The organism is Corynebacterium sp. TUM25015 (assembly GCF_056393505.1).
This window is the reverse complement of the sequence record NZ_CM150783.1, coordinates 1836956-1858434: the sequence shown is the minus strand read 5'-3', so window position 1 is coordinate 1858434 and position 21479 is coordinate 1836956. Positions and strand designations below refer to the sequence as shown.

Annotated in this window: 21 protein-coding genes; 20 read left to right on the top strand and 1 reads right to left on the bottom strand. The window is 58.5% G+C overall.

What is annotated here, in order from left to right; genetic code table 11:
• Positions 1-10: 10 nt before the first annotated feature.
• The 18 genes from AC06DS_RS08405 to AC06DS_RS08320 all read left to right on the top strand — a co-directional run bounded on the left by AC06DS_RS08405 (position 11) and on the right by AC06DS_RS08320 (position 18237).
• Positions 11-562, top strand: a complete 552-nt coding sequence (locus AC06DS_RS08405; RefSeq protein WP_477100509.1) for an HIT family protein — start codon at positions 11-13, stop codon at positions 560-562.
• 35 nt (positions 563-597) lie between these two features.
• Entirely contained in the window at positions 598-1266 is a 669-nt protein-coding gene (gene pgsA, locus AC06DS_RS08400) for a phosphatidylinositol phosphate synthase (protein ID WP_293791559.1), read from the top strand.
• Positions 1263-2222, top strand: a complete 960-nt coding sequence (locus AC06DS_RS08395) for a phosphatidylinositol mannoside acyltransferase (RefSeq protein WP_477100508.1) — start codon at positions 1263-1265, stop codon at positions 2220-2222. Before pgsA ends, AC06DS_RS08395 begins: the two co-directional genes overlap by 4 nt.
• The gene (locus AC06DS_RS08390) at positions 2219-3382 is read left to right on the top strand and encodes a glycosyltransferase family 4 protein (protein WP_477100507.1); all 1164 of its coding nucleotides are present in this window, start codon (positions 2219-2221) and stop codon (positions 3380-3382) included. Before AC06DS_RS08395 ends, AC06DS_RS08390 begins: the two co-directional genes overlap by 4 nt.
• Positions 3379-3951 (top strand): hypothetical protein, encoded by a 573-nt coding sequence (locus tag AC06DS_RS08385; RefSeq protein WP_477100506.1) that lies wholly within the window; start codon positions 3379-3381, stop codon positions 3949-3951. The genes AC06DS_RS08390 and AC06DS_RS08385 overlap by 4 nt, the downstream gene beginning before the upstream one ends.
• A 148-nt stretch (positions 3952-4099) precedes the next feature.
• The gene (pdxS, locus tag AC06DS_RS08380; protein ID WP_049780546.1) at positions 4100-4939 is read left to right on the top strand and encodes a pyridoxal 5'-phosphate synthase lyase subunit PdxS; all 840 of its coding nucleotides are present in this window, start codon (positions 4100-4102) and stop codon (positions 4937-4939) included.
• A complete protein-coding gene (locus tag AC06DS_RS08375) occupies positions 4939-5802 on the top strand; it encodes an acyl-CoA thioesterase (RefSeq protein WP_477100505.1) in 864 nt (287 codons plus the stop codon). The genes pdxS and AC06DS_RS08375 overlap by 1 nt, the downstream gene beginning before the upstream one ends.
• A gap of 4 nt (positions 5803-5806) precedes the next feature.
• Positions 5807-6397, top strand: coding sequence for a pyridoxal 5'-phosphate synthase glutaminase subunit PdxT (gene pdxT / locus AC06DS_RS08370; RefSeq protein WP_477100504.1), 591 nt, complete (start codon positions 5807-5809; stop codon positions 6395-6397).
• A gap of 116 nt (positions 6398-6513) precedes the next feature.
• The gene (locus AC06DS_RS08365; protein ID WP_477100503.1) at positions 6514-7266 is read left to right on the top strand and encodes a YebC/PmpR family DNA-binding transcriptional regulator; all 753 of its coding nucleotides are present in this window, start codon (positions 6514-6516) and stop codon (positions 7264-7266) included.
• A gap of 33 nt (positions 7267-7299) precedes the next feature.
• Positions 7300-7863, top strand: a complete 564-nt coding sequence (gene ruvC / locus AC06DS_RS08360) for a crossover junction endodeoxyribonuclease RuvC (protein ID WP_477100502.1) — start codon at positions 7300-7302, stop codon at positions 7861-7863.
• Positions 7860-8498, top strand: coding sequence for a Holliday junction branch migration protein RuvA (gene ruvA / locus AC06DS_RS08355; protein ID WP_477100501.1), 639 nt, complete (start codon positions 7860-7862; stop codon positions 8496-8498). The genes ruvC and ruvA overlap by 4 nt, the downstream gene beginning before the upstream one ends.
• A 51-nt stretch (positions 8499-8549) precedes the next feature.
• Positions 8550-9668, top strand: a complete 1119-nt coding sequence (ruvB, locus tag AC06DS_RS08350) for a Holliday junction branch migration DNA helicase RuvB (protein WP_476727619.1) — start codon at positions 8550-8552, stop codon at positions 9666-9668.
• A 35-nt stretch (positions 9669-9703) separates the two neighbouring features.
• On the top strand, positions 9704-10042 hold the full coding sequence (gene yajC, locus AC06DS_RS08345) for a preprotein translocase subunit YajC (RefSeq protein ID WP_477100500.1): 339 nt from the start codon (positions 9704-9706) through the stop codon (positions 10040-10042).
• Between the two features lie 153 nt (positions 10043-10195).
• A complete protein-coding gene (secD, locus tag AC06DS_RS08340) occupies positions 10196-12154 on the top strand; it encodes a protein translocase subunit SecD (RefSeq protein ID WP_477100499.1) in 1959 nt (652 codons plus the stop codon).
• A complete protein-coding gene (secF, locus tag AC06DS_RS08335; protein ID WP_477100498.1) occupies positions 12155-13516 on the top strand; it encodes a protein translocase subunit SecF in 1362 nt (453 codons plus the stop codon).
• A gap of 48 nt (positions 13517-13564) precedes the next feature.
• Positions 13565-15265 (top strand): ABC transporter substrate-binding protein, encoded by a 1701-nt coding sequence (locus AC06DS_RS08330; RefSeq protein WP_477100497.1) that lies wholly within the window; start codon positions 13565-13567, stop codon positions 15263-15265.
• Between the two features lie 28 nt (positions 15266-15293).
• A complete protein-coding gene (locus AC06DS_RS08325; RefSeq protein WP_477100496.1) occupies positions 15294-15875 on the top strand; it encodes an adenine phosphoribosyltransferase in 582 nt (193 codons plus the stop codon).
• 94 nt (positions 15876-15969) lie between these two features.
• Positions 15970-18237 (top strand): RelA/SpoT family protein, encoded by a 2268-nt coding sequence (locus tag AC06DS_RS08320; protein WP_477100495.1) that lies wholly within the window; start codon positions 15970-15972, stop codon positions 18235-18237.
• A gap of 60 nt (positions 18238-18297) precedes the next feature.
• Here the strand turns inward: AC06DS_RS08320 and AC06DS_RS08315 are convergent, their stop codons facing one another.
• Positions 18298-19161, bottom strand: coding sequence for a peptidylprolyl isomerase (locus tag AC06DS_RS08315; protein ID WP_477100494.1), 864 nt, complete (start codon positions 19159-19161; stop codon positions 18298-18300).
• Between the two features lie 112 nt (positions 19162-19273).
• Here AC06DS_RS08315 and AC06DS_RS08310 point away from each other — a divergent pair, with 112 nt between their 5' ends.
• Together AC06DS_RS08310 and hisS are read left to right on the top strand one after the other, a co-directional pair.
• The gene (locus AC06DS_RS08310) at positions 19274-19960 is read left to right on the top strand and encodes an MBL fold metallo-hydrolase (RefSeq protein ID WP_477100493.1); all 687 of its coding nucleotides are present in this window, start codon (positions 19274-19276) and stop codon (positions 19958-19960) included.
• 22 nt (positions 19961-19982) lie between these two features.
• Complete coding sequence (gene hisS / locus AC06DS_RS08305; RefSeq protein WP_477100492.1) at positions 19983-21302, top strand: histidine--tRNA ligase; 1320 nt, start codon at positions 19983-19985, stop codon at positions 21300-21302.
• The last annotated feature ends 177 nt before the right edge of the window (positions 21303-21479 follow it).

Genomic DNA, 21479 nt, shown 5'->3' with positions numbered 1-21479 from the left:
GAAGGCCGCAGTGGCAGACGCGTACATCGACGAGGGCGCTGGCTCTCAACCGAACCTGCAAGGCGGCTTGGAGCGGCTGTGGGCGCCGTACCGCTCCCAGTACATTGCGAAGACGACACGCTCTGCAGATCCTTTTTCGACGCTGCCCGAGCAGTCGGATGAGGACGCCCTGATCGTCGCCCGTGGTCAGTCGGTGTACTGCGTTTTGAATCTGTACCCCTATAACCCCGGGCACATGCTGGTGGTTCCTTATCGCCAGGTTGCCGACTACACCGAGCTAACGGATGAAGAAACCGCGGAGCTAGCGGAGTTTACGAAAACTGCGCTTAAGGCTCTGCGAGCTGTATCGAAGCCCGATGCAGTGAATGTCGGACTCAATCTGGGCAAAGCTTCCGGCGGCTCAATTCCGACACACCTGCACCAACATATAGTGCCCAGGTGGGTCGGTGATGCTAATTTCATGACAGTCATGACGGGTGCCAAAGTGCTGCCGCAGACGCTGCGGGAGTCGCGCGCACTGTTGGCCGAAGCTTGGGAAAGAATCACTCGTTCCGCCGACTAGCGTGTCACGATTTTTAAGGGAGAAAAACTTCAGCGATGCTTAGTGTGCACGGCCGCGGTCCCGCCGCGGTCATCATTGAACCGATCGCCCGGACACTGCACAAGCTGGGGATCTCCCCAAATGCAGTGACAATCTTCGGAACCCTCTTGGCGATTGGTTTCGCACTCTGGCTCATCCCCACGGATCACCACTTCGCGGCCGCGGTACTGATCGGGCTCACCGTCGCCACCGATATGGTGGACGGCACTATGGCGCGCATGCGCGGGGGAGGTACCCGCTTCGGCGCTACCCTTGATGCCACTTGTGACCGTCTCAGCGACGGCGCCATCTTCGGTGCACTGGTGCTGTGGTTTGGCCTGCAGGATCCCACCAACGAGGTCATGATGGCTGTCTGTCTGGTGATCCTCGTTGCCAGCCAAGTCACCAGCTATGTAAAGGCGCGCGCCGAAGCCTCCGGGATCAAGGTTGTTGGCGGCCTTGTTGAGAGGCCGGAACGCCTCATCATCTCGTTGGTGGCCGTGGGCCTCGGCGGGCTAGGGATACCCCATGTATTGGCGTGGGGACTGTGGATCCTAGCTGCCGGCTCGCTGTATACGGTCATCGAGCGTTTGGTTATCGTCGCTCGTTCCGACGCCGCATCTCAGACCATCGCCGCACCCGAGGGAGCCCGGGAATTTCCGTCGGATGGGGGTGGAAACAAGTGAAGGAGAAGCTCACTGCCGCGGCATATATCGCGGGTTGGAAGGTGACCTCCAGGTTGCCGAAGCCATTGGCGAAGGTTTTGTTTGAATGGGGCGCAGACGTGGCGTCCAAAAAAGGCAAGGGGCCAGAACAACTCCGCCGCAACCTCGCCCGCGTCGTCGGACCAGAAAACGTGACGCGCGACCTCGTTCGTCGCTCCATGCGCAGTTATATGCGCTATTGGCGCGAAGCCTTCCAATTGCCTGCGATGGCGGGGCGCGAGCTGGCCGAGGAACTCAACCGCAACTTCGTTCCGGGGTCCCTTGAACTATTGCATGCCAGCGCGCAATCGGGGCGCGGGACGGTGATCGCACTGCCACACGCCGGTAACTGGGATATGGCCGGAGTATGGCTGGTCCACCACTATGGCACCTTCACAACTGTGGCTGAACGGCTGAAGCCGGAGAGCCTCTTCGAGGCATTTGTGGAGTACCGGGAAACTCTTGGGTTTAAGATCATTGCGCTGACCGGATCGGCGGTGCCGCCGCTGGAGCAGATGGAGGAAGTCTTGCGCGGCGGTGGGACGGTGTGCCTCATGGGGGAACGGGATCTGACTGGGCGCGGGGTGGAAGTGGAGTTCTTTGGGGAAAAGACCTCCATGCCAGCTGGTGCTGCATTGTTGGCACAGCGCACCGGGGCGAATCTGTTCACTGCTCGAGTTGCCTTTCGCGGGGGCTCGACGGATCCCTCTCCGGTACGGCGCGGTGGCCCCGAAACCTGGGAGCACGAGGTTACACCGGTAGCAGTAGAAGGGCAGACTCTGCAGCAGATAGTGCAGGAAATGGCCGATAATTTTGCTCGCGGAATCGCCCAGGATCCGCAGGATTGGCACCTGCTACAGCCACTGTGGTTTGCGGATCTCTCACAGTCTCGGCGACAGCGTCTCGGGTTGGAAGAGGCACCAGGGGAGGACGCATGAGAATCGGGATGGTGTGCCCGTACTCCTTTGACGAACCGGGCGGCGTGCAGATTCACGCCATTGACCTTTGCACTGAGCTGCGGAAGCGCGGCCACGAGGTAAGTCTGATCGGGCCGGGTAAGTCAGCTGATGGATTGCCGGATTTCGTGGAATTGGGCGGTTCCAGTATTCCTATCCGCTATAACGGTTCCGTTGCGCGTTTGAGTTTCGGTCCGCGTACAAAGAAGCATCTAAAGCAGTGGATCCGTGACAATCAGTTTGATTTGCTGCACATCCACGAGCCGAATTCGCCGTCCTATTCGATGATGGCTATGGCGGTGGCCGAAGGGCCTATCGTAGCGACGTATCATGCGTCGGCCAGTGAGTCGAAGGTTCTTAAAATGGCCCTGCCGTTTTTGCGCCCGTACCTGGAGCGTATCCACGGTGGCATTGCGGTGTCTGAGGAGGCACGGCGCTGGCAGGTCGAAAACCTGGCTGGCGACCCGGTGCTTATTCCAAATGGGGTGGAAACCAGTGTTTACCGCGCTGCACAACCTCTGGCCGGTTTGGATTCGCCGGGGGAGCACCGCCCGCGTCTGATGTTCCTCGGCCGCTTTGAAGAGCCCCGTAAGGGACTGCAGATTTTGCTTGAAGCGATGCCGCGCATCGTTGCGGAAGTTCCACAGGTAGAGCTGATAATCGCAGGTGGTGGAGATATGGATGCCCTGGTGGAGCGTGTGAGGGATTTGGGGCTGTCGGCCACCGTAGGGCTTGGGCCTAGTGACGCCCACGTGCGGGTGCTCGGGCGTGTGAGTGACGCAGACAAAGCCAGTGCGCTCAGCGCCAGCGATGTTTATGTGGCGCCGAACACCGGCGGTGAGAGCTTTGGAATCGTCCTTGTTGAAGGTATGGCAGCCGGAGCCGCGGTGCTTGCCAGTGATATCCCCGCTTTTGAAGCCGTGGGGCAGCACGGCGCTTCCGCACGCCTATTTAGTAATGGCTCGGCAGCTGATCTAGCAGACAAGGCCGTGGGGTTGCTGCGCGATGACGCCGCCCGGAATTCGTTGGTGGCAGCGGGTTCGACGCGAGCGGTGGATTTCGACTGGCAGACGGTGACCGATCAGGTGGAACAGGTCTATGACACTGTGACCGTCAAAGGCAGAAAGGTGACTTTGGCATGATCACTCTCCCCGTGTGGGTATTTATCGCCGCGCTGGTGCTGATCTTGGTTGTCTGCATCGCTATTTGGGCATCCGGAATGGCTAGCAGGCTGAATCGACTGCACATTCGCACAGACTCGGCTCGCGTCAGCCTGGAGGGCGCGCTGCACTCTCGTTCTAGCGTTATCGCTGCGTTGCAGCCGGAACTGGGGCAAGAAGTAGCAAAGGTGAACCGGGTGGCGCTGCGAGCTACCGATATGGGGGCACGCAGTGAGGTGGAAAACGAACTACTTGGCGTGCTCAAGCAGGAGGTATGGTCCAACCCCAGTTTTCTGGAAGCCTCCGCAAAGGTAGACCTGGCCGCGCGTTTCTACAATGACGCAGTATCTGACACCCTAAGCGTGCGCACTCGTCCTTTGGTGCGTGGACTTCGGTTGGCAGGTCGTGCGCCGCTTCCGGAGTACTACGAGGCATTACTCTCTAGTCCTGCGCCCTCCCAAGGTTCGTCTTCACAAGGCTCTTCACGGGGCTCTTCACAAGACGCTTCTCAGGATTCTCCGAAAGAGACTGGCAGCGGGGAAGACCAATAAGCCAATCCCCAATAGCGGGATCGGGAACTAGACAGGTTAGACTAGAACCGATCTAACACTCTTCAAAGATGGGACATTAAGCATCGTGACTACTAATTCTCCTGTTGCGAACACCGGCACCGCTCGCGTGAAGCGTGGCCTGGCTGACATGCTCAAGGGCGGCGTCATTATGGACGTCGTTACCCCGGAGCAGGCAAAGATCGCCGAGGATGCCGGCGCAACCGCCGTCATGGCGTTGGAGCGCGTGCCCGCCGATATCCGCGCTGAGGGTGGCGTTTCTCGTATGTCCGACCCGGACATGATCGAAGGAATCATTAACGCCGTTTCGATCCCGGTAATGGCTAAAGCACGCATCGGTCACTTCGTCGAGGCACAGGTTCTGCAGTCCCTGGGCGTCGATTTTATCGATGAGTCCGAGGTACTGACCCCCGCCGACTACAAGAACCACATCGACAAGTTCGACTTCGAGGTTCCTTTTGTCTGCGGTGCTACGAACCTGGGCGAGGCTCTGCGTCGCATTAACGAGGGCGCAGCAATGATTCGTTCCAAGGGCGAAGCTGGCACCGGAGACGTGTCCAACGCTGTGACACACATGCGCACCATCCGCGCGGAGATTAACCGCCTTACCTCCATGGCTGAAGATGAACTGTACGTTGCAGCCAAGGAACTGCAGGCTCCTTATGAGCTGGTTCGCGAGGTCGCCGCAAATGGCAAGCTTCCGGTAGTACTGTTCACCGCTGGCGGCATCGCCACCCCAGCCGACGCAGCGATGATGATGCAGCTAGGCGCAGAGGGCGTATTCGTTGGCTCTGGCATCTTTAAGTCCGGCAACCCGGAGCAGCGTGCTCGCGCTATTGTGCAGGCCACCCAGAACTACGACGACCCGGCAACGATTGCCAAGGTATCTCGTGGCTTGGGTGAGGCTATGGTGGGCATTAATGTCGACGAGATCCCGCAGCCGCACCGACTGGCAGAGCGCGGCTGGTAATGAGCCCGCACCGTCCGAAGATCCTGGATGTCCTGGATCTGGAGCGCATCGACCGCGACATCTTCCGCGGCAGTCCACTGCCGTCGAAGTTGGCACGTACCTATGGTGGACAGGTTGCCGCGCAGGCTCTGGTTGCGGCTACTCGCACAGTGAGTGACGAGTTCAGCGTGCATTCACTGCATGGCTACTTTGTAGGTCCTGGTAATCCCGACGTGCCGACGGTGATGGTGGTTGACCGCGTACGCGACGGTCGCTCTTTTGTCTCCCGCTCTGTCAAGGTGTTGCAGGACGGTAAGGCAATTTTCATTATGCAGGCCAGCTTCCACATCCGGAACGATCATGGTCCGCAGCACTCCGACGAGATGCGGGCAGTGCCAGATCCGGAGTCCATTGTGGTGGATACCGATTCTCTGAGTCGAGTGCAGCGCCTTTTCCGCGACGAGTGGGCTGATTGGGATGTTCGCATCGTTCCTCCGGAAGACTACGAGCACAACAAGTACACGGCTTCCCAGCAGGTGGTGTGGTTCCGTACTAAAACCTGGTTGCCGGATGTGGACACCTTGCACGTGTGCACCCTGGCCTACATGTCGGATATGACGTTGTTGTCCTCGGCGCTGGTACCGCACCGTCCGGCGGAGTTCCAGGAGGCCTCGTTGGATCACGCCATGTGGTTCCTGCGGCCTTTCCGCGCTGATGAGTGGCTGTTGTACGACCAGATTTCCCCGTCCGCACACGGCGGACGAGCACTAACCCACGGAAGAATCTTTAACCAGCAGGGTGACCTTGTGGCTGTGGTGACCCAGGAGGGGCTGACCCGCAGTCTGCGCGAAGGTGCCCAGTCGGTTCCGTTAAAGGAGCAATAGAACATTGATTATTGGCGTGCTAAGCGTTCAGGGCGGCTTCGTTGAGCATATGCGCAGCATTGAACGTTTGGGTCATGAGGCTCGCGCTGTGCGTCGAACCGAACACTTAGAGGAGCTGGATGGTCTAATCCTTCCCGGCGGCGAATCCACCACCATGTCCAAACTGCTAGAACTTGGTGGAATGCTGGAGCCCTTGCGCGCCGCGATTGCCGACGGCCTGCCGGTGTTCGGTACTTGTGCTGGATTGATTCTTTTGGCCGACCGGGTTCTTGATACTCGTGCTGACGCCCATAGTCTGCACGCAATGGACATCACAGTCAGACGCAACGCGTTCGGTCGGCAGGTGGACTCTTTTGAGACGCAGCTGCCGTTCGGAGATATCGACACGCCCGTGGAGGCCGTGTTTATTCGCGCTCCCAAGGTGGAGGAAGTGGGCGATAGTGGCGAGGTTGTGTCCTCCTTGCCAGATGGAACGATTGTCGGCGTACGCCAGGGGCATGTACTGGGATGTAGCTTCCACCCGGAACTTTCCGAGGATGACCGGGTGCACAGCTACTTTGTGCGGATGGTCGAGGAACACCGCGCAGCAGGCTAACTGTGGTGGTGCGGTGAGGGGACATCACCAAAAAATACGATGCGTGTGACAGTGCCGGTGCGGAAGGGGTCTAGTATGGACTCGATAAAGACAAACCCGACTACCGAAAGAGGAACATGTCCGGCCACTCCAAATGGGCAACAACTAAGCACAAGAAGGCTGCCAACGACGCGAAGCGTGGTAAGGAATTTGCCAAGCTGATTAAGAACATCGAAGTGGCGGCTCGCACCGGTGGTGGCGATCCCAGCGCGAACCCAACGCTGCAGGACGCAATCACGAAGGCCAAGAAGTCCTCGGTACCCAACGACAACATTGAGCGTGCCCGTAAGCGTGGTTCCGGTGAAGAGTCCGGTGGCGCGAACTGGGAAACCGTCATGTACGAAGGTTATGGGCCCAATGGTGTAGCGATGCTGATCGAGTGTCTGACTGATAACCGCAACCGCGCTGCAACCGATGTACGTACCGCTATGAATAAAAACGGCGGCAACATGGCCGATGCGGGCTCGGTGTCCTACTTGTTTACGCGCAAGGGTGTGGCCGTGCTCGAAAAGGGCGAGTATAGCGAGGACGATATTCTGCTGGCCGTGCTGGATGCCGGGGCGGAAGAGGTTAACGACATTGGCGACAAGTTCGAAGTCGTGTGTGAATCCAGCGATATGAATGCGGTGCGCGACGCGCTAAAGGCAGCAGAAATCGATTACGACTCGGTTGAGCTCGACTTCCGTGCCTCCATGGAGGTTCCGGCGGATGCGTCCACCGCAAAGAAGGTATTTAACCTGATTGATGCTCTGGAAGATTCCGACGATGTACAAAATGTGTTCACCAATATGGATTTGAGCGACGAGGTACTCGCGGAGCTTAACGACTAGTTTTGGAACACCTGTGCTATTCTTGGTGGCACGATGAGTATTCCACACAATTCAGCCTGGGGTAGTCCCGCCGGCGGTCCGACTTCGCTGGCGGGACTGCGGGTTATGGGAATCGACCCTGGGCTGACTCGCTGCGGACTTTCCGTAGTGCAAGCGGGGAAGGGGCGGGCTGTGTACCCTGTAGCTGTGGGGGTGGTGCGCACTCCAGCGGACATGCCGCTGGAGCGGCGCCTGCACAAGCTTTTTGAGGCGGTAGAACAATGGTTCGACGACTACCAACCACACGTTGTAGCACTAGAGCGCGTGTTTGAACGGTCAAATGTGTCTACGGTGATGAATACTGCCCACGCCTCCGGAGTGTTGATGCTGGCGGCGGCCAAGCGTGGGGTAGAAGTGCACATGTACACACCTAGTGAGGTGAAGAAGTCTATCAGCGGCAATGGGCGGGCTGATAAGGGGCAGATGACGCGCATGATTACCCGCATCCTGGGGCTCGGTGAACCGCCAAAGCCACCGGACGCGGCGGATGCATTGGCACTGGCCGTATGCCACTGCTGGAGGGCACCGTTGAACCATCTAGTAAAGGGGAAACCATGATCGCATCGCTGCGCGGAACCGTCATTGACAAAGGTCTCGATTTTGTAGTCATCGAGTGTGGCGGTGTGGGCTATGAGTGCATGGGCACGGCCACAACCATTGGCGACTTGCCACGCGGTGAGGAGGTGTTTGTGACCACCGCTATGGTGGTGCGCGAGGATTCCCAAACCCTCTACGTGTTTAAAGATCGCGACGAAAAACGTGCCTTTGCTACGTTGCAGTCCGTCTCCGGCGTGGGAGCACGGCTCGCATTGGCCATTTTGTCGGTGATTTCGCCACAGGAACTAGCTTTGGCTGTTTCCAATGGTGACCACAAGACGTTGCAAAAAGCTCCTGGCGTGGGCAAGCGCTTGGCAGAGCGCATGGCGGTGGATCTCAAGGGCAAGGTTGCAGATCTCGGTGAGATTGCCGACGGCATTGCTGCGGGTGCTGCTGGGGCTTCCGGGGTCGCCGCCGCGGATGTGCAAGCGGTTTCTTTCGGCGTGCGTGAACAGGTCATCGAGGCGCTCACGGGTTTAGGATTCACCGAATCCAAGGCGCAGAGTACGGTCGAGAGCGTAGTGGCGCAGTGGCCAGAACAGTCGGCTCCGGATGCCTCCGCACTTCTACGAGCCTCACTGGCAGCTATCAAATAGGCAGCCGGACAAGCTGGACAAGCCCGACAATAGGGAAGGCATCAAAGAATCATGAGCGACATCGAGCGGACAGAATTCAAACTACCGCCAGGTATTGGCATGAGCTCAGCCCCCGGAAATGCATCGGGAACTGCAGCTACCGCACAAGGTGGCTTCGTTCAAAACGCCGATCTGAACCCCCAGGAAACCTCTGGGGACACCGATATCGATACCTCGCTACGACCTAAGTCTTTGGACGAGTTCATCGGTCAGCCGAAGGTGCGCACTCAGCTGGATCTGGTGCTCGGCGGCGCCCGCTCTCGCGGAGTCACACCGGATCACGTGCTGCTGGCTGGACCGCCCGGTCTTGGCAAAACTACGATGGCGATGATTATTGCCCAGGAACTTGGCACCTCCCTGCGCATGACCTCCGGTCCGGCATTGGAACGCGCGGGCGATCTGGCCGCCATGCTTTCTAACCTCATGGAGGGCGATGTTCTCTTTATCGATGAGATCCACCGCATGGCTCGTCCCGCCGAAGAGATGCTGTACATGGCGATGGAGGACTTCCGCATCGACGTGATCGTGGGCAAGGGGCCAGGAGCTACTTCTATTCCCATTGAGATCGCCCCGTTTACCCTGGTCGGCGCAACAACCCGCGCGGGTATGCTGACCGGGCCGCTACGAGATCGCTTCGGCTTCACTGCCCAGATGGAGTTTTACGACGTCGCGGATCTCACCCGCGTTGTCACACGTGCCGCGGGGATCCTCGGCGTTGATATTAACGGTGACGCCGCAGCGGAGATTGCCTCGCGCTCCCGCGGAACGCCGCGAATTGCCAACCGCTTGCTGCGCCGAGTGCGCGACTTCGCGGACGTAAATGCGGACGGAAAGATCACCCTGGAGGTGGCGCGAGCTGCCCTGCTGGTGTTCGACGTTGACGAGTCCGGACTGGATAGACTCGACCGAGCCGTCATCGAAGCCCTGGTGAAGGGCCATGGTGGTGGACCGGTGGGCGTCAACACCCTAGCCCTAGCGGTAGGGGAAGAACCGTCCACGGTCGAAGAAGTGTGCGAACCCTACCTTGTGAGGGCAGGCATGGTGAGCCGTACCCCACGAGGGCGAGTGGCTACTGCGGCGGCATGGCGCCACATTGGACTAGAACCGCCGGAGGGCACGATCGGGCTGTAGCCGAACGAGTAAGGCGATATGGCAAGATTGTCTCTATGCCAATTGACATTATTCTTATTGTCCTCGTCCTTCTGGTCTTTGTCGGCTTGCCGCTGATTCAGATCCGCAAGCAGAACAAGCGGCTACAGCAGGTTCGTGACTTCCAAGAGCAGCTGGGCCCGGGCATGGTTGTAAAGACGACTTCGGGTTTGCACGGTCGCGTAGCGCACGTGGGGGAGACCACCGTTGATCTGGAGATCGCCAAGGGAGTCGTGACGACCTGGGAAAAGATCTCGATCCTGGAAACCGTGGATGCTGTGGAACCAGGTTCCCAGCAGGAAACCCAATTGACTGACCGCCACGTAGAAAAGTCGGATAACCACACCGACGACTAAGGAAATTCGTGGCAAAAATCCCCCAAGAGTTGGCGCTTTAAGCAGTGTCTGATGTTTAAAACACCCCTGGCAAGGCGCTAGTATCACGGGGTTGGATGTTTTACTACACCGGCGGCAACCCATGCGCGGCCGGATTGCAGGAGTAATTTAGCGGTGGCAAAGAAGAAAAAGAGAACAGCAGCGCGGAGCGGATTCGCGTGGCCGAAGCGGGCGATTGCCGCATTTGTGGTGATCGTCCTCATCGTGCTGGGCTTAATCATGTTCACGGGCAATAAGTCTTTCGGTCCCAAGCTGGGCATTGACCTGCAGGGCGGCACCCGCGTGACACTGGTTCCGCAGGGAGGTACGCCCACCCCGGAGCAACTGAATCAAGCGCGAACCATTTTGGAAAACCGTGTGAACGGCATGGGCGTTTCCGGCGCTTCCGTGGTGACAGACGGCAATAACCTGGTCATTACTGTGCCAGGCGAGGATGCGGGTGAAGCCCGCACTTTGGGTAAGACCTCACAGCTGCTGTTCCGTCCGGAGTCCCAGCCGGGTGCACCAACCAAGGACTTCCCGAAGGTTCTGCAGAAGATGGCTAACTCTTGGGTGCAGCAAGGCATCATTAGTGAGGATCTTGCCAACGAGCGCCTGGATCGCATGGTGAAGGCTTTCCCGCAGCTGGGGCTGAAGGATGCACCTAAGAAAATGAAGGTAACGTCCAAGCCCCTGCCGGAACCAAAAGATTCCGTCGAAGAGCAGGAACGCCGTGATAAGCAGGTAGAAATTCTCAAGGCAGACCGCCAGAGCACGGATGGCAACAAGCAACAGGCCGCCGGATCCCTGATGGACTGCGAGAAAAACGATCCGATGGCAGGCTCCGATGACCCGGCCAAGCCGTTGGTTACGTGTAGCGACCAGGGACCGATGGTTCTGGGGCCGGCGCCGCTGCTGAAGGGCGAAACCGACGAGAAGAACGGTGAGCGCCTGACCGGCGAAATGATTGATACGAACTCGCAGATTACTGGCGGCCTGCAGCCGAACTCGGCACAGATGGCCATCACCTTCAAGTTCAAGACCGGTGACCAGACCCCGGGTGGCGAGACCTGGTACGCGCTTGGTCAGCAGATGATGGGCAAGCGCGTGGCTATTACCCTGGACTCCAAGGTCATCTCCGCACCACAGATCCAGTCGCCAACACCTCCGGGGGAGGTCTCCCAGATCACCGGTAGCTTCTCTGAAAAGGAAGCTCAAGACCTCGCCAACAACCTGCGCTACGGTGCGCTCCCGTTGAGCTTCGTCGGTGAAAACGGCGAGCCAGGTGGTACCACCACTACGATCTCGCCTTCACTGGGTGCGGCATCGCTGAAGGCTGGCGTGATCGCTGGCCTGGTCGGACTGGTGCTCGTGGGGCTGTACGCCCTGGCTTACTACCGGGGCCTGGGCTTTGTCGCAATTCTCTCTCTGATTGCCGCTTTCTCTCTGGTGTACGGATTTATCGTGCTGCTCGGCCGCTGGATCGGCTATAGCCTGGATCTTTCGGGCATCGCTGGTCTGATCATCGGCCTCGGTACCACCGCGGACTCCTTCGTCATCTATTTCGAAAGGATCAAGGACGAGATCCGCAATGGATCGACCTTCCGTTCGGCTGTGCCACGCGCCTGGCAGCGGGCCCGGAGCACCATTGTTACCGGTAACATCGTCTCCCTGATTGCCGCTGTGATCCTGTACTTCCTGGCGATCGGCGATGTTAAGGGCTTCGCATTCACCCTGGGGTTGACGACATTGTTCGACCTCTTGGTCGCATTCCTGTTGACTGCGCCGCTGCTGATCCTGATGTCCCGTCGACGTTTCTTCGCTTCGCCGAAGCTCAACGGCCTCGGTGCCGCCTACCGCGCGGCGGAGCGAAAATACGGCCGCAAGCCGCACGAACACGCTCTCCGTTCCAAAGCCGCAAAGACTTCGAGCAAATCCTCTGAGACTTCCGCTGATGAGGACCCTGAGCAGGACAGTCAGGAAGACACTCGAACAGAGGCTGAAAAGGCTGACGAGACAGACGTAAAGGCGTCAACAGATAAAGACAGCGACGAGAAGGTTACCCCGACCTCCGAGAAGAAGGAGGGGAAGTAAATGAGTAAGGCTGACACCTTGAGCGCTAAAAATGCCCCGGAGCTTTCCGCCACAGAAACCAAACCGGTAGACGCTCCCGATGCAAACGCTGGTGGTTTCTTCGAAAAGCTATACAACGGCAACGGCGGATTCCGTATCGTACAAAACCGCGGGCGCCTCTATGGCGTACTCGTTGCGGTTCTCGTAGCCTGCCTGGTTTCGATTGTGGTGCGCGGCTTCAGCCTGGGCATCGACTTCGAAGGCGGCACGCGCATGACCATGCCACCGGCTGGTGGCGCCACCGAATCCAGCGTGGCCGAAGTTTTTGAACAGGCCACGGGAATTGCCCCGCAGGCTACTCAAACCGTGGGTAGCGGCGACGCTGAATCCATCGAAATCACCTCGGAGCGCCTGTCCGAAGAGCAGATCCGCGAGGCTCGTTCTGCACTGTTCAACGAGTATCACCCGAAGAACAACGCCGGAGAGGTAACCCAGGACGCAGTTAGCGATTCCACCGTCTCCGAGTCGTGGGGCGACAGCATTACCAAGAAGATGCTCATTGCACTGGGCGTGTTCTTGCTGGTGGTCTTCCTGTACATTGCCGTGCGCATGGAGCGCGACATGGCGATCTCCGCGATCCTCTGTCTGCTGATTGACCTTACGGTCGTGTCCGGCATTTACGCACTGATCGGCTTCGAAGTATCGCCGGCTACGGTGATCGGCCTGCTGACGATTCTGGCTTACTCGCTATATGACACGGTCGTCGTGTTCGACAAGGTGCACGAGAACACTTCTGGGCTATTCGGCTCGACGCGTGCGACCTATGCCGAGGAGACAAACCTGGCGATCAACCAGACCATTATGCGCTCCATCAATACCTCCATCTTCTCGCTGGTTCCGATCGCCTCTCTGCTGATCGTTGCTGTGGGAATCATGGGCGTGGGTACGCTAAAGGACCTGGCATTGGTGCAGTTCATCGGCGTGATCGCGGGTACGCTTAGCTCGATCTTCTTCGCCGCACCTTTGTTGGTTACCTTCAAGATGCGTCAGAAGAAGTACAAGCAGCACGAGGTTCGCGTGGAGCGCGCTCGTTCCCTTGCAGCGGAGGAAGACGATGTTGTGGTTGCCGAAGAAGCTGGGGAAGCTGAAAGCGCCATGGACAAGGAGAGCGCTCACGATACGGTAGATGATGACGCCGCAGCGGCAACTGCAGTTAGCTCCAGCGAAAGGATCAGTAGTTCTGCCAAGCGTGGGGTTTCCAGCCCGAACGCTCGAATGGAGTCCGCACGTCGCAGCTCGCACAGCGCCGAGGACTCCATGGAGGACTACAAGCGCGAAGCCGGGAACGAGGACGCCGGGCGATCTTGGCGTCCGGGCATGTAGTTAGCACTGACCTCAATCATCCACAACTTGTCTACGGGGAGGCGACCAGTGAACCGCAAATGGCACACAGGCGGGTCGACGAAAGCGACCATGGTGCTGGCTCTATCCGCCGCTCTGGCAGCTGCGGGTCTTGCCGGCTGCGGCAAGGACGCTGGGGTTGCTAACACTCCCGAGCAGTTCGGCTATGTCCTGTCGAGCGACCTGGTCACCTCCAATGCGGGCACAGGTGTTGGCGTGGCAACGGACGCAGCGAAGGTATCCGCCCGCCTATACCCGGGCGCATTCATTTCCGGGCCACGTGGTCAGATTCTGCCGAATGGCGACTTAGTCACTGCAAAGCCTGCGCCGGGCAACCCGCGGCGCGTGGACTACACCATCAATGAGAAAGCGACCTACTCCGATTCAAAGCCGGTAGTTTGCGATGATTTCTTGCTGGCGTACAAGGCCAGTACTCGCCCCGATCTCTTCGGCTCCGATATGCCATTGTTCGGTCAGGTAAAGCAAGTCGAATGTGCCGCAGGGGCAAAGAAGTTTAGCGTGCATTTTGCGGATAAGCGCGGAGAGCGCTACCGCGAACTCTTTGGCCCCGGCACGGTTCTGCCGTCCCATACCGTGGCGAAGAAGGCAGGGGTAGACGATATCGTCACTGCACTTAATTCTTCCGATGAGCAGACCCTTACTGCTCTAGGTCGGGCGTGGCAAGACGTCTTCTCTTTCGACAAGACTAACCCGGCCGACGTGCCGACTTCGGGGCCGTACAAGATCAGCGGCAAGGAGGAAAATGGGTCGCTGAAGCTGGAGAAGAACCCCGAGTGGAAGGGCGTGGAACCCGCCCAGACTCCGTTGTACTTGTGGTCGCGTGATGCGGACGTTAAGAAGCTTGCGGACAATAAACAACTTTCTGTCGTAGATACCGAGCAAGGGGCCGGCGATAAGCCAGGTAAAGTAGCTAGCGACTTGGGGCTGAATAGTAACGATTTCCGCGTCGTTGAAACCAACGCGGAACGCACAGATACACTCCGCCTGTCCGGTTTGGGCGCATTGCAGGATCCCGCGGCTCGTCGCGCATTCAATGCCTGCATCGACCGCAAGGTTTTGGCCGGGGAAGTGGAAAAGGAGACCGGCGCGGCGGTGCAACCCACCGGACTGCGCGTCATCGGACCCGGTCACCCTCTGCGGGGATACCTCAACGACATTAACGATGCAAACACCGCCGTCGACATTGAACAAGCGCGGACGTTGCTGAACGGACAGACTATTCGGATTGGTTTCCTCGATAGCGTTCCGCGGTATAAAAAGATTGTCGACGCCCTGTCTTCTCAGTGCGCCAAGGCGGGCGTAAAGATCGAGGCCGTGCCCCGCAAGTCTGAAAACTATGGGCTACTTGGCGTAGATTACGACGTGGCATTGGATACCCGCTCGGCAATAGGCCGCAATTCCGAGGTGAACTCCACCCAGGCTTCTCCGTTAAAGGGGATCCGCGCCGCGGAAGCGGTTCTTGCCGAGCAAGCCATAACCATGCCACTAGTGACCGAACCACGCACCATCCTGGCTGAGATTCATGCCGCGAACGTGTTGGACAGCACCTCTGATTCGGGAGTGAGCTGGAATATGGACCGCTGGATCGAATCCGACGAGTCGGTGGCTACTGGCCGGGCTTCTGACCAGCACGATGATGGAGCCGCAGGAACCGAAGCCACGGAACCCGCCAACCCTGGTGAGCACCACGAAACTGAGCAGCACGGCTAAGCGCCACAAGAGAAGAGGACCCGAGAGCTTGACTTCTGCCAAAGAAACAGCCAACGCAACAAGCACCGAACAACCGGAGTCTGCCGCCAGGGCACTCCGCCGTCTCATCAGGATCGTTCCGGACTTCCCCTCGCGCGGAATCGTCTTTGAGGATCTCACTCCAGTACTGGCTGATCCCGCAGCGTTCAAAGCCCTGGTGAAGGATCTGGCAAATCACTGCCGCAACTACGACATTGACCTCATTGGTGGATTGGATGCGCGCGGTTTCCTCCTCGGCAGCGCCGTCGCTTACGAACTGGGGGTGGGCATTCTAGCAGTTCGAAAAGGCGGTAAACTGCCACCTCCTGTCCACCGCGTCGACTACGCTTTGGAGTACGGCACGGCCGCCCTGGAGATCCCCGCCGGTAATGCCATTCCGCTGCAAGGCAAGAATGTATTCCTCATCGACGACGTTTTGGCCACGGGCGGAACGCTGAGCGCGTCTCGGGAACTGCTGGAAAAAGCAGGGGCGAATGTCTGCGGACTGGGCGTGGTGCTAGAAGTGGCTGCGTTGGACGGCCGCGATCGCCTCAAGGATCTGCCACTTTATGTGGTCGATCACGCTGGCTGACCCTCTCGGCTGCTTTGAGACGTAGGTGGCGTCCACAAAAGACCCACAACTACATAGAACGAGCTAGAGAAACATAGGCAGGATGTAAGCGGTAATGAGCAACGAAAAGGGTTCGCTATGGATGGCGGCCCGCATCGCGCGCAGCCTCACCGGCACCGGTAAACCGAAGATTAATCCGGTTCTGGGGCCACTCATTTCTGTGCACCGACGTTTTCATCCGCGTGCCGATCTGGCTCTGCTCAACCGCGCATATACGACGGCCGAAAGGCTGCACGAGGGCGTTAAGCGCAAGTCGGGTGAGCCGTACATTACCCATCCGCTCGCCGTGGCAACTATTGCCGCCGAGATAGGTATGGATACCACCACGGTGGTCGCAGCACTACTACATGACACGGTGGAGGATACGGATTACTCGCTGGAGGATCTTTCCCGCGATTTCGGCACAGAGGTCGCACGTCTTGTAGATGGCGTCACTAAGCTCGACAAGGTAGTGCTGGGGTCCGCGGCGGAGGCAGAAACGATCCGCAAGATGATCGTCGCCATGTCCGAGGATCCGCGCGTGCTGGTGATCAAGGTGTCGGATCGGCTCCACAACATGCGCACGATGCGCTTCCTGCCACCAGAAAAGCAGGCTAAAAAGGCCCGCGAAACCCTTGAGGTGATCGCTCCGCTAGCGCACCGCCTGGGCATGGCGACGGTGAAGTGGGAGCTAGAAGATCTCGCTTTCGCCATTTTGTACCCGAAGAAGTACGACGAGATCGTGCGTCTCGTTGCCGACCGGGCTCCGAAGCGTGACCAGTACCTGGCCAAGGTCAAGCAGGAGATCGAGTTGGCAATGTCTCGCAGCTCTCTGCATGCCACCGTGGAAGGCCGACCGAAGCACTACTGGTCGATCTACCAGAAAATGATTGTCCGCGGCCGCGACTTCGACGAGATCTTTGACCTGGTCGGGGTACGCATCCTCGTGGATAGCGTGAAGGACTGTTATGCCGCGGTTGGCGCGATCCATACGTTATATCAGCCAATGCCGGGACGTTTTAAGGACTACATCTCCTCTCCCCGTTTTGGTGTGTACCAATCGCTGCACACCACAGTGATTGGACCCGATACCAAGCCACTGGAGGTGCAGATCCGCACCCATGAAATGCACCATAATGCCGAATACGGCATCGCGGCGCATTGGCGCTACAAGGAAACTCGCGGCAACAACAATAGCGAGTCGCAGGAAGTAGACCAGATGGCGTGGATGCGCCAGCTGCTGGATTGGCAGAAAGAAGCAGCGGATCCGAATGAGTTCCTGGATTCGCTTCGTTATGACCTCTCCACCAACCAGATCTTCGTATTCACCCCCAAGGGCGATGCGATTACGCTGCCGAACGGCTCCACACCGATCGACTTCGCTTATGCGGTGCACACGGAGATTGGGCATCGCTGCATTGGCGCGAAAGTCAACGGCAAGTTAGTGGCGCTGGAATCCAAGCTTAAGACGGGCGACAAGGTGGAGGTATTCACCTCCAAGGATCAAAACTCCGGCCCGTCGAAGGACTGGATGAATATTGTCGTCTCCCCACGGGCGAAGGCGAAGATCCGTCAATGGTTCGCCAAGGAACGCCGTGAAGAAGCTGCAGAAAAAGGCCGCGATATGCTGGCCGCGGAGGCACAACGCGGTGGCCTTGCGGTGCACCGTTTGTTTACGCACGAATCGCTGCGATTGCTGGCCAGCGAACTTAACTACTCTGACGTTGAGGCACTGTATACGGCCATTGGGCGGGGAGAGATCACAGCGGGGAACGTATGCCACCGCCTGGTTGACGGGGTGGAGCCGGAATCCGAGGCGGATGACGTTTTACATTCTGGCCCTGCGACATCGAAGATTGCGAACACCCCACAGGAAGGTCGGGGAGATGGTTCCGGCATCCTAGTTCAAGGAGAGTCGGACTTCTCTGCCAAATTGGCAAAGTGTTGTACTCCAGTGCCGGGCGATAAGATCTTCGGCTTCATCACGAAGGGCGGGGGAGTTAGTGTCCACCGCACCGACTGCACTAATGCCGAGAAACTACATCAAGAGCCACAGCGCATCATCGAGGTTTCGTGGGCAAGCAGCTTCCACAACGCGATGTTTATGGTGACGATCCAGATCGAAGGACTGGATCGCAATGGATTGCTCTCCGAGGTCACACGCGTGGTTTCGGAGCAGAAGGTGCCGATTATTGCCACGAATTCGCACACAGCGGGCGACCGGGTGGCAACGATCCGCTTTACTTTCGAAGTGTCGGACACGAAGCAGCTGGGCTACATGATGAACCAGTTGCGCAATGTCGAGGGTGTCTATGACGTCTACCGCGTTACAACCGGCGGCTAGAAGGATCTAGCCCCTCCGGTCACGTTGCATCTTGCGAAGCGGGACTTAACGCGGTGGGAGTTAACCCAGTACCGCGGACTCGATCTTGATGTCCTCGGTCGGGGCTGCATCACCCTCCGGTGCCTTCTCCATCAGCTTGTCGAGTGCCTTGAGACCCTCTTCGTCGATAGTGCCGAAGATGTTGTACTTCGGCGGCAGGGTGGTATCTCCCGTTACCAGGAAGAACTGACTTCCGTTCGTATTCGGACCGCTGTTGGCCATGGCCAGGGTTCCGCGCTTGTAGTTGACGGGAGTTTCAGCCTTGTCCTTCTTAACTCCGTTCGTCGGGTACTCATCTGGGAACGAGTAGCCCGGGCCGCCTGCACCGGTGCCCTCCGGGTCACCGCACTGCAGGATGGTCATGGAGTCAGACTTGACGGAACGGTGGCACTTGGTGGAATCGTAGAACTTCTTCTGCACCAGATGCGCGAAGGAATTCGTCGAGCACGGAGATTTATCGTTGGCCAGCTCCAGACCAACCTTCTCGCCGTTTATGGTGAGAGTCACCTTCTGGGTGCCCTGTGCAGAAACGTCATTGCCGTCCGGCAGACCAGCCTCGCTGAGCTTGCCCTTCGGATCCTTCTTGTACTCGCACTTGACGCTATTGCCGTAGGGCTTCAGCGGCCCCTCGGGGAGTGCTGCGGTTTCCACTTCCGGCTCGGAGGTCTGCTCGTTGCTGTCGGCGACCTGATCCTCACCTTTATCGGAACTATAGGTGGAAGCGAACCAGATGCCACCTACGATAAGGACCAGCACGGCGAGGGTGGCGAAAACCACGCCCAGAGGAGCGATCTTGGCCTTGCGTTCACGAGACTTCAGAGCCTTCTCCAGCTCCTTTAGCGCCTCGTCACGCTTAGCCTCGTTCGGATAGTTCTTTTCAGACACGTTTTCTAGAGCCTTTCTTCTGCTAGATACGGTGATCCATTATGCCTTATGGAGAGCACGAATCGGGCACAAGGGCACGCCCCTCGATGAGCTTTCGCTAGGGTGTAGTGGCATGAGCACCAATTACTCCGACCGTCCCGTAGCCCTGCCGGAGACCACGCAGATCTTGAGCTTCGCCGCCGGACCTTTCGAGACCAATTGCTATGTTTTGATTGATGGTTCTGACGCCACCTCAGGGGAAAACTTCCCGGCGGTCGTCATCGATCCTGGGTTAGGTGCGTACGAGCGTATTCAAAGTCTCGCCGCCGAACACAACTTCAAGGTAGAGAAAGTGGTGCTGACTCACGGCCACATTGACCACATCCGAGACGCGGGTGCCTTTGGCGTGCCGGTGTTCGTTCACGAGCTGGATCGTTTCATGTTGGAGATGGATCAGGCAGCCAGCCCGCTCGCGGTACCTTTCAACGTGACCAATATGCCAGCTATTGAGGATATTCATCCCCTTGAAGACTCGATAAGCATTGGCGGTACGGAGTTTGATATCCACCACATGCCCGGTCATTCCCCAGGCCATGTGATGTTCCGCGTGGATGGGCTGATTATCGGCGGCGATGTCCTTTTCCGCGGGGGAGTGGGGCGTACCGATCTGCCTGGTTGCTCGCCGGAGGACATGATGCTGAGCTTGAAGAAGCTGACTACGGATTTTGCGGACGAAGACATCGTCTTGCCGGGGCACGGGCCGCACACCACCATCGGCGAAGAGAAGCGGACGAATAGCTTCCTGGCAGCCGTAAAGTAGCGGTTTAGTAGACTGTTTCTTTGTGACTGAGAGCGACAAGAAGCAACAGAAGGCTCAGAAGCCTAAGACCCAGAAGTTTAAGGCCCTGAGCGCGCCAAAGGGCGTGCCAGATTATTTTCCGCCGACGTCGGCGGAGTTCAAGGCGGTTAAGGACGCCTTTACCTCCGCGGCGCACATGGCAGGTTACGAGCACGTGGAGTTGCCGATCTTTGAGGAGACCTCACTGTTCGCTCGCGGTGTAGGTGAATCCACCGATGTCGTATCGAAGGAAATGTATACCTTTGCCGACCGGGGCGGTCGGTCGGTGACCTTGCGGCCGGAGGGCACTGCGGGCGTCATGCGCTCCGTCATTGAGCACAATCTGGATCGTGGACAGCTACCCGTCAAACTGGTCTACAATGGCCCGTTCTTCCGCTACGAGCGCCCGCAGGCCGGCCGCTACCGTCAGCTCCAGCAGGTCGGCGTGGAGGCCATTGGCGTGGACGATCCCGCGCTGGATGCCGAAGTCATCGCGCTGGCTAACCGCTGCTTTACCTCCATTGGCCTCACCGGCTTCCGCCTGGAGCTAACCAGCTTGGGCGACTGGGATGACCGTCCTGCATACCGGCAAAAGCTGCAGGACTTCCTGGCAACCTTGCCCCTGGATGAGGAAACTCAACGCCGTGCGCAGCTGAACCCGCTGCGGGTGCTCGATGATAAGCGTCCAGAGATGCAGGAGATGCTGGCGGATGCACCGTTGATGCTCGACCATTTGAGTGCTACCTCCCGCGAACACTTCGAGACCGTGACCGGGCTGCTTGATGATTTGGGAGTTGATTACACCATCAACCCGCGCATGGTGCGCGGACTCGACTACTACACAAAGACCTGCTTCGAGTTCGTTCACGATGGACTGGGTGCACAGTCCGGCATCGGCGGCGGCGGACGCTACGACGGCCTGATGGCACAGCTGGGCGGGCAGGATCTTTCGGGAATCGGCTTTGGGCTGGGCGTCGATCGAGCTTTGCTGGCGCTGGAAGCGGAGGAGAAGCAGGCGTCCACCGGCAGAAGGGTCGACGTCTACGGCGTGGCACTGGGCGCAGAGGCTAAGCGCCGCATGGTGAGCATCGTCAACGACCTCCGTGGCTGTGGCATTTCGGCCGATATGTCCTACGGCGATCGCGGGCTCAAGGGCGCGATGAAGGGAGCGGATCGCGCTGGCGCTCTGTATGCCCTGGTGCTGGGTGATAAGGAGTTGGCCGAGGGGACCGTGACGGTGAAGGATCTCGCAGCCCACGAGCAACACGAGGTAGACCTGGCAGCAGTTGTGGAGCTGTTGGCGGAAAAGACAGCCGAGGGTTAAACCGGCGTCGAGTTCACACAGTTCACACCATTGCCCCCGCGTAACACCACGCGGGGGTATTTTTGGTGAATTAAAGATTAATAGAATTGTTACCTAACGTGAAGTTGCAGGTCAGGTGCGTATCGACTCGGGATAGTGCACGGACAAAAGCAAGTAACGATGGTTAGCTCACATTCG

Coding starts and splice junctions, on each gene's coding strand:
- yajC (WP_477100500.1), top strand. CDS start 9,704: ATGCCAATTGACATTATTCTTATTGTCCTCGTCCTTCTGGTCTTTGTC.
- AC06DS_RS08385 (WP_477100506.1), top strand. CDS start 3,379: ATGATCACTCTCCCCGTGTGGGTATTTATCGCCGCGCTGGTGCTGATC.
- secF (WP_477100498.1), top strand. CDS start 12,155: ATGAGTAAGGCTGACACCTTGAGCGCTAAAAATGCCCCGGAGCTTTCC.
- pdxS (WP_049780546.1), top strand. CDS start 4,100: ATGCTCAAGGGCGGCGTCATTATGGACGTCGTTACCCCGGAGCAGGCA.
- pgsA (WP_293791559.1), top strand. CDS start 598: ATGCTTAGTGTGCACGGCCGCGGTCCCGCCGCGGTCATCATTGAACCG.
- AC06DS_RS08365 (WP_477100503.1), top strand. CDS start 6,514: ATGTCCGGCCACTCCAAATGGGCAACAACTAAGCACAAGAAGGCTGCC.
- ruvA (WP_477100501.1), top strand. CDS start 7,860: ATGATCGCATCGCTGCGCGGAACCGTCATTGACAAAGGTCTCGATTTT.
- AC06DS_RS08390 (WP_477100507.1), top strand. CDS start 2,219: ATGAGAATCGGGATGGTGTGCCCGTACTCCTTTGACGAACCGGGCGGC.
- AC06DS_RS08320 (WP_477100495.1), top strand. CDS start 15,970: ATGAGCAACGAAAAGGGTTCGCTATGGATGGCGGCCCGCATCGCGCGC.
- ruvB (WP_476727619.1), top strand. CDS start 8,550: ATGAGCGACATCGAGCGGACAGAATTCAAACTACCGCCAGGTATTGGC.
- AC06DS_RS08310 (WP_477100493.1), top strand. CDS start 19,274: ATGAGCACCAATTACTCCGACCGTCCCGTAGCCCTGCCGGAGACCACG.
- AC06DS_RS08375 (WP_477100505.1), top strand. CDS start 4,939: ATGAGCCCGCACCGTCCGAAGATCCTGGATGTCCTGGATCTGGAGCGC.
- ruvC (WP_477100502.1), top strand. CDS start 7,300: ATGAGTATTCCACACAATTCAGCCTGGGGTAGTCCCGCCGGCGGTCCG.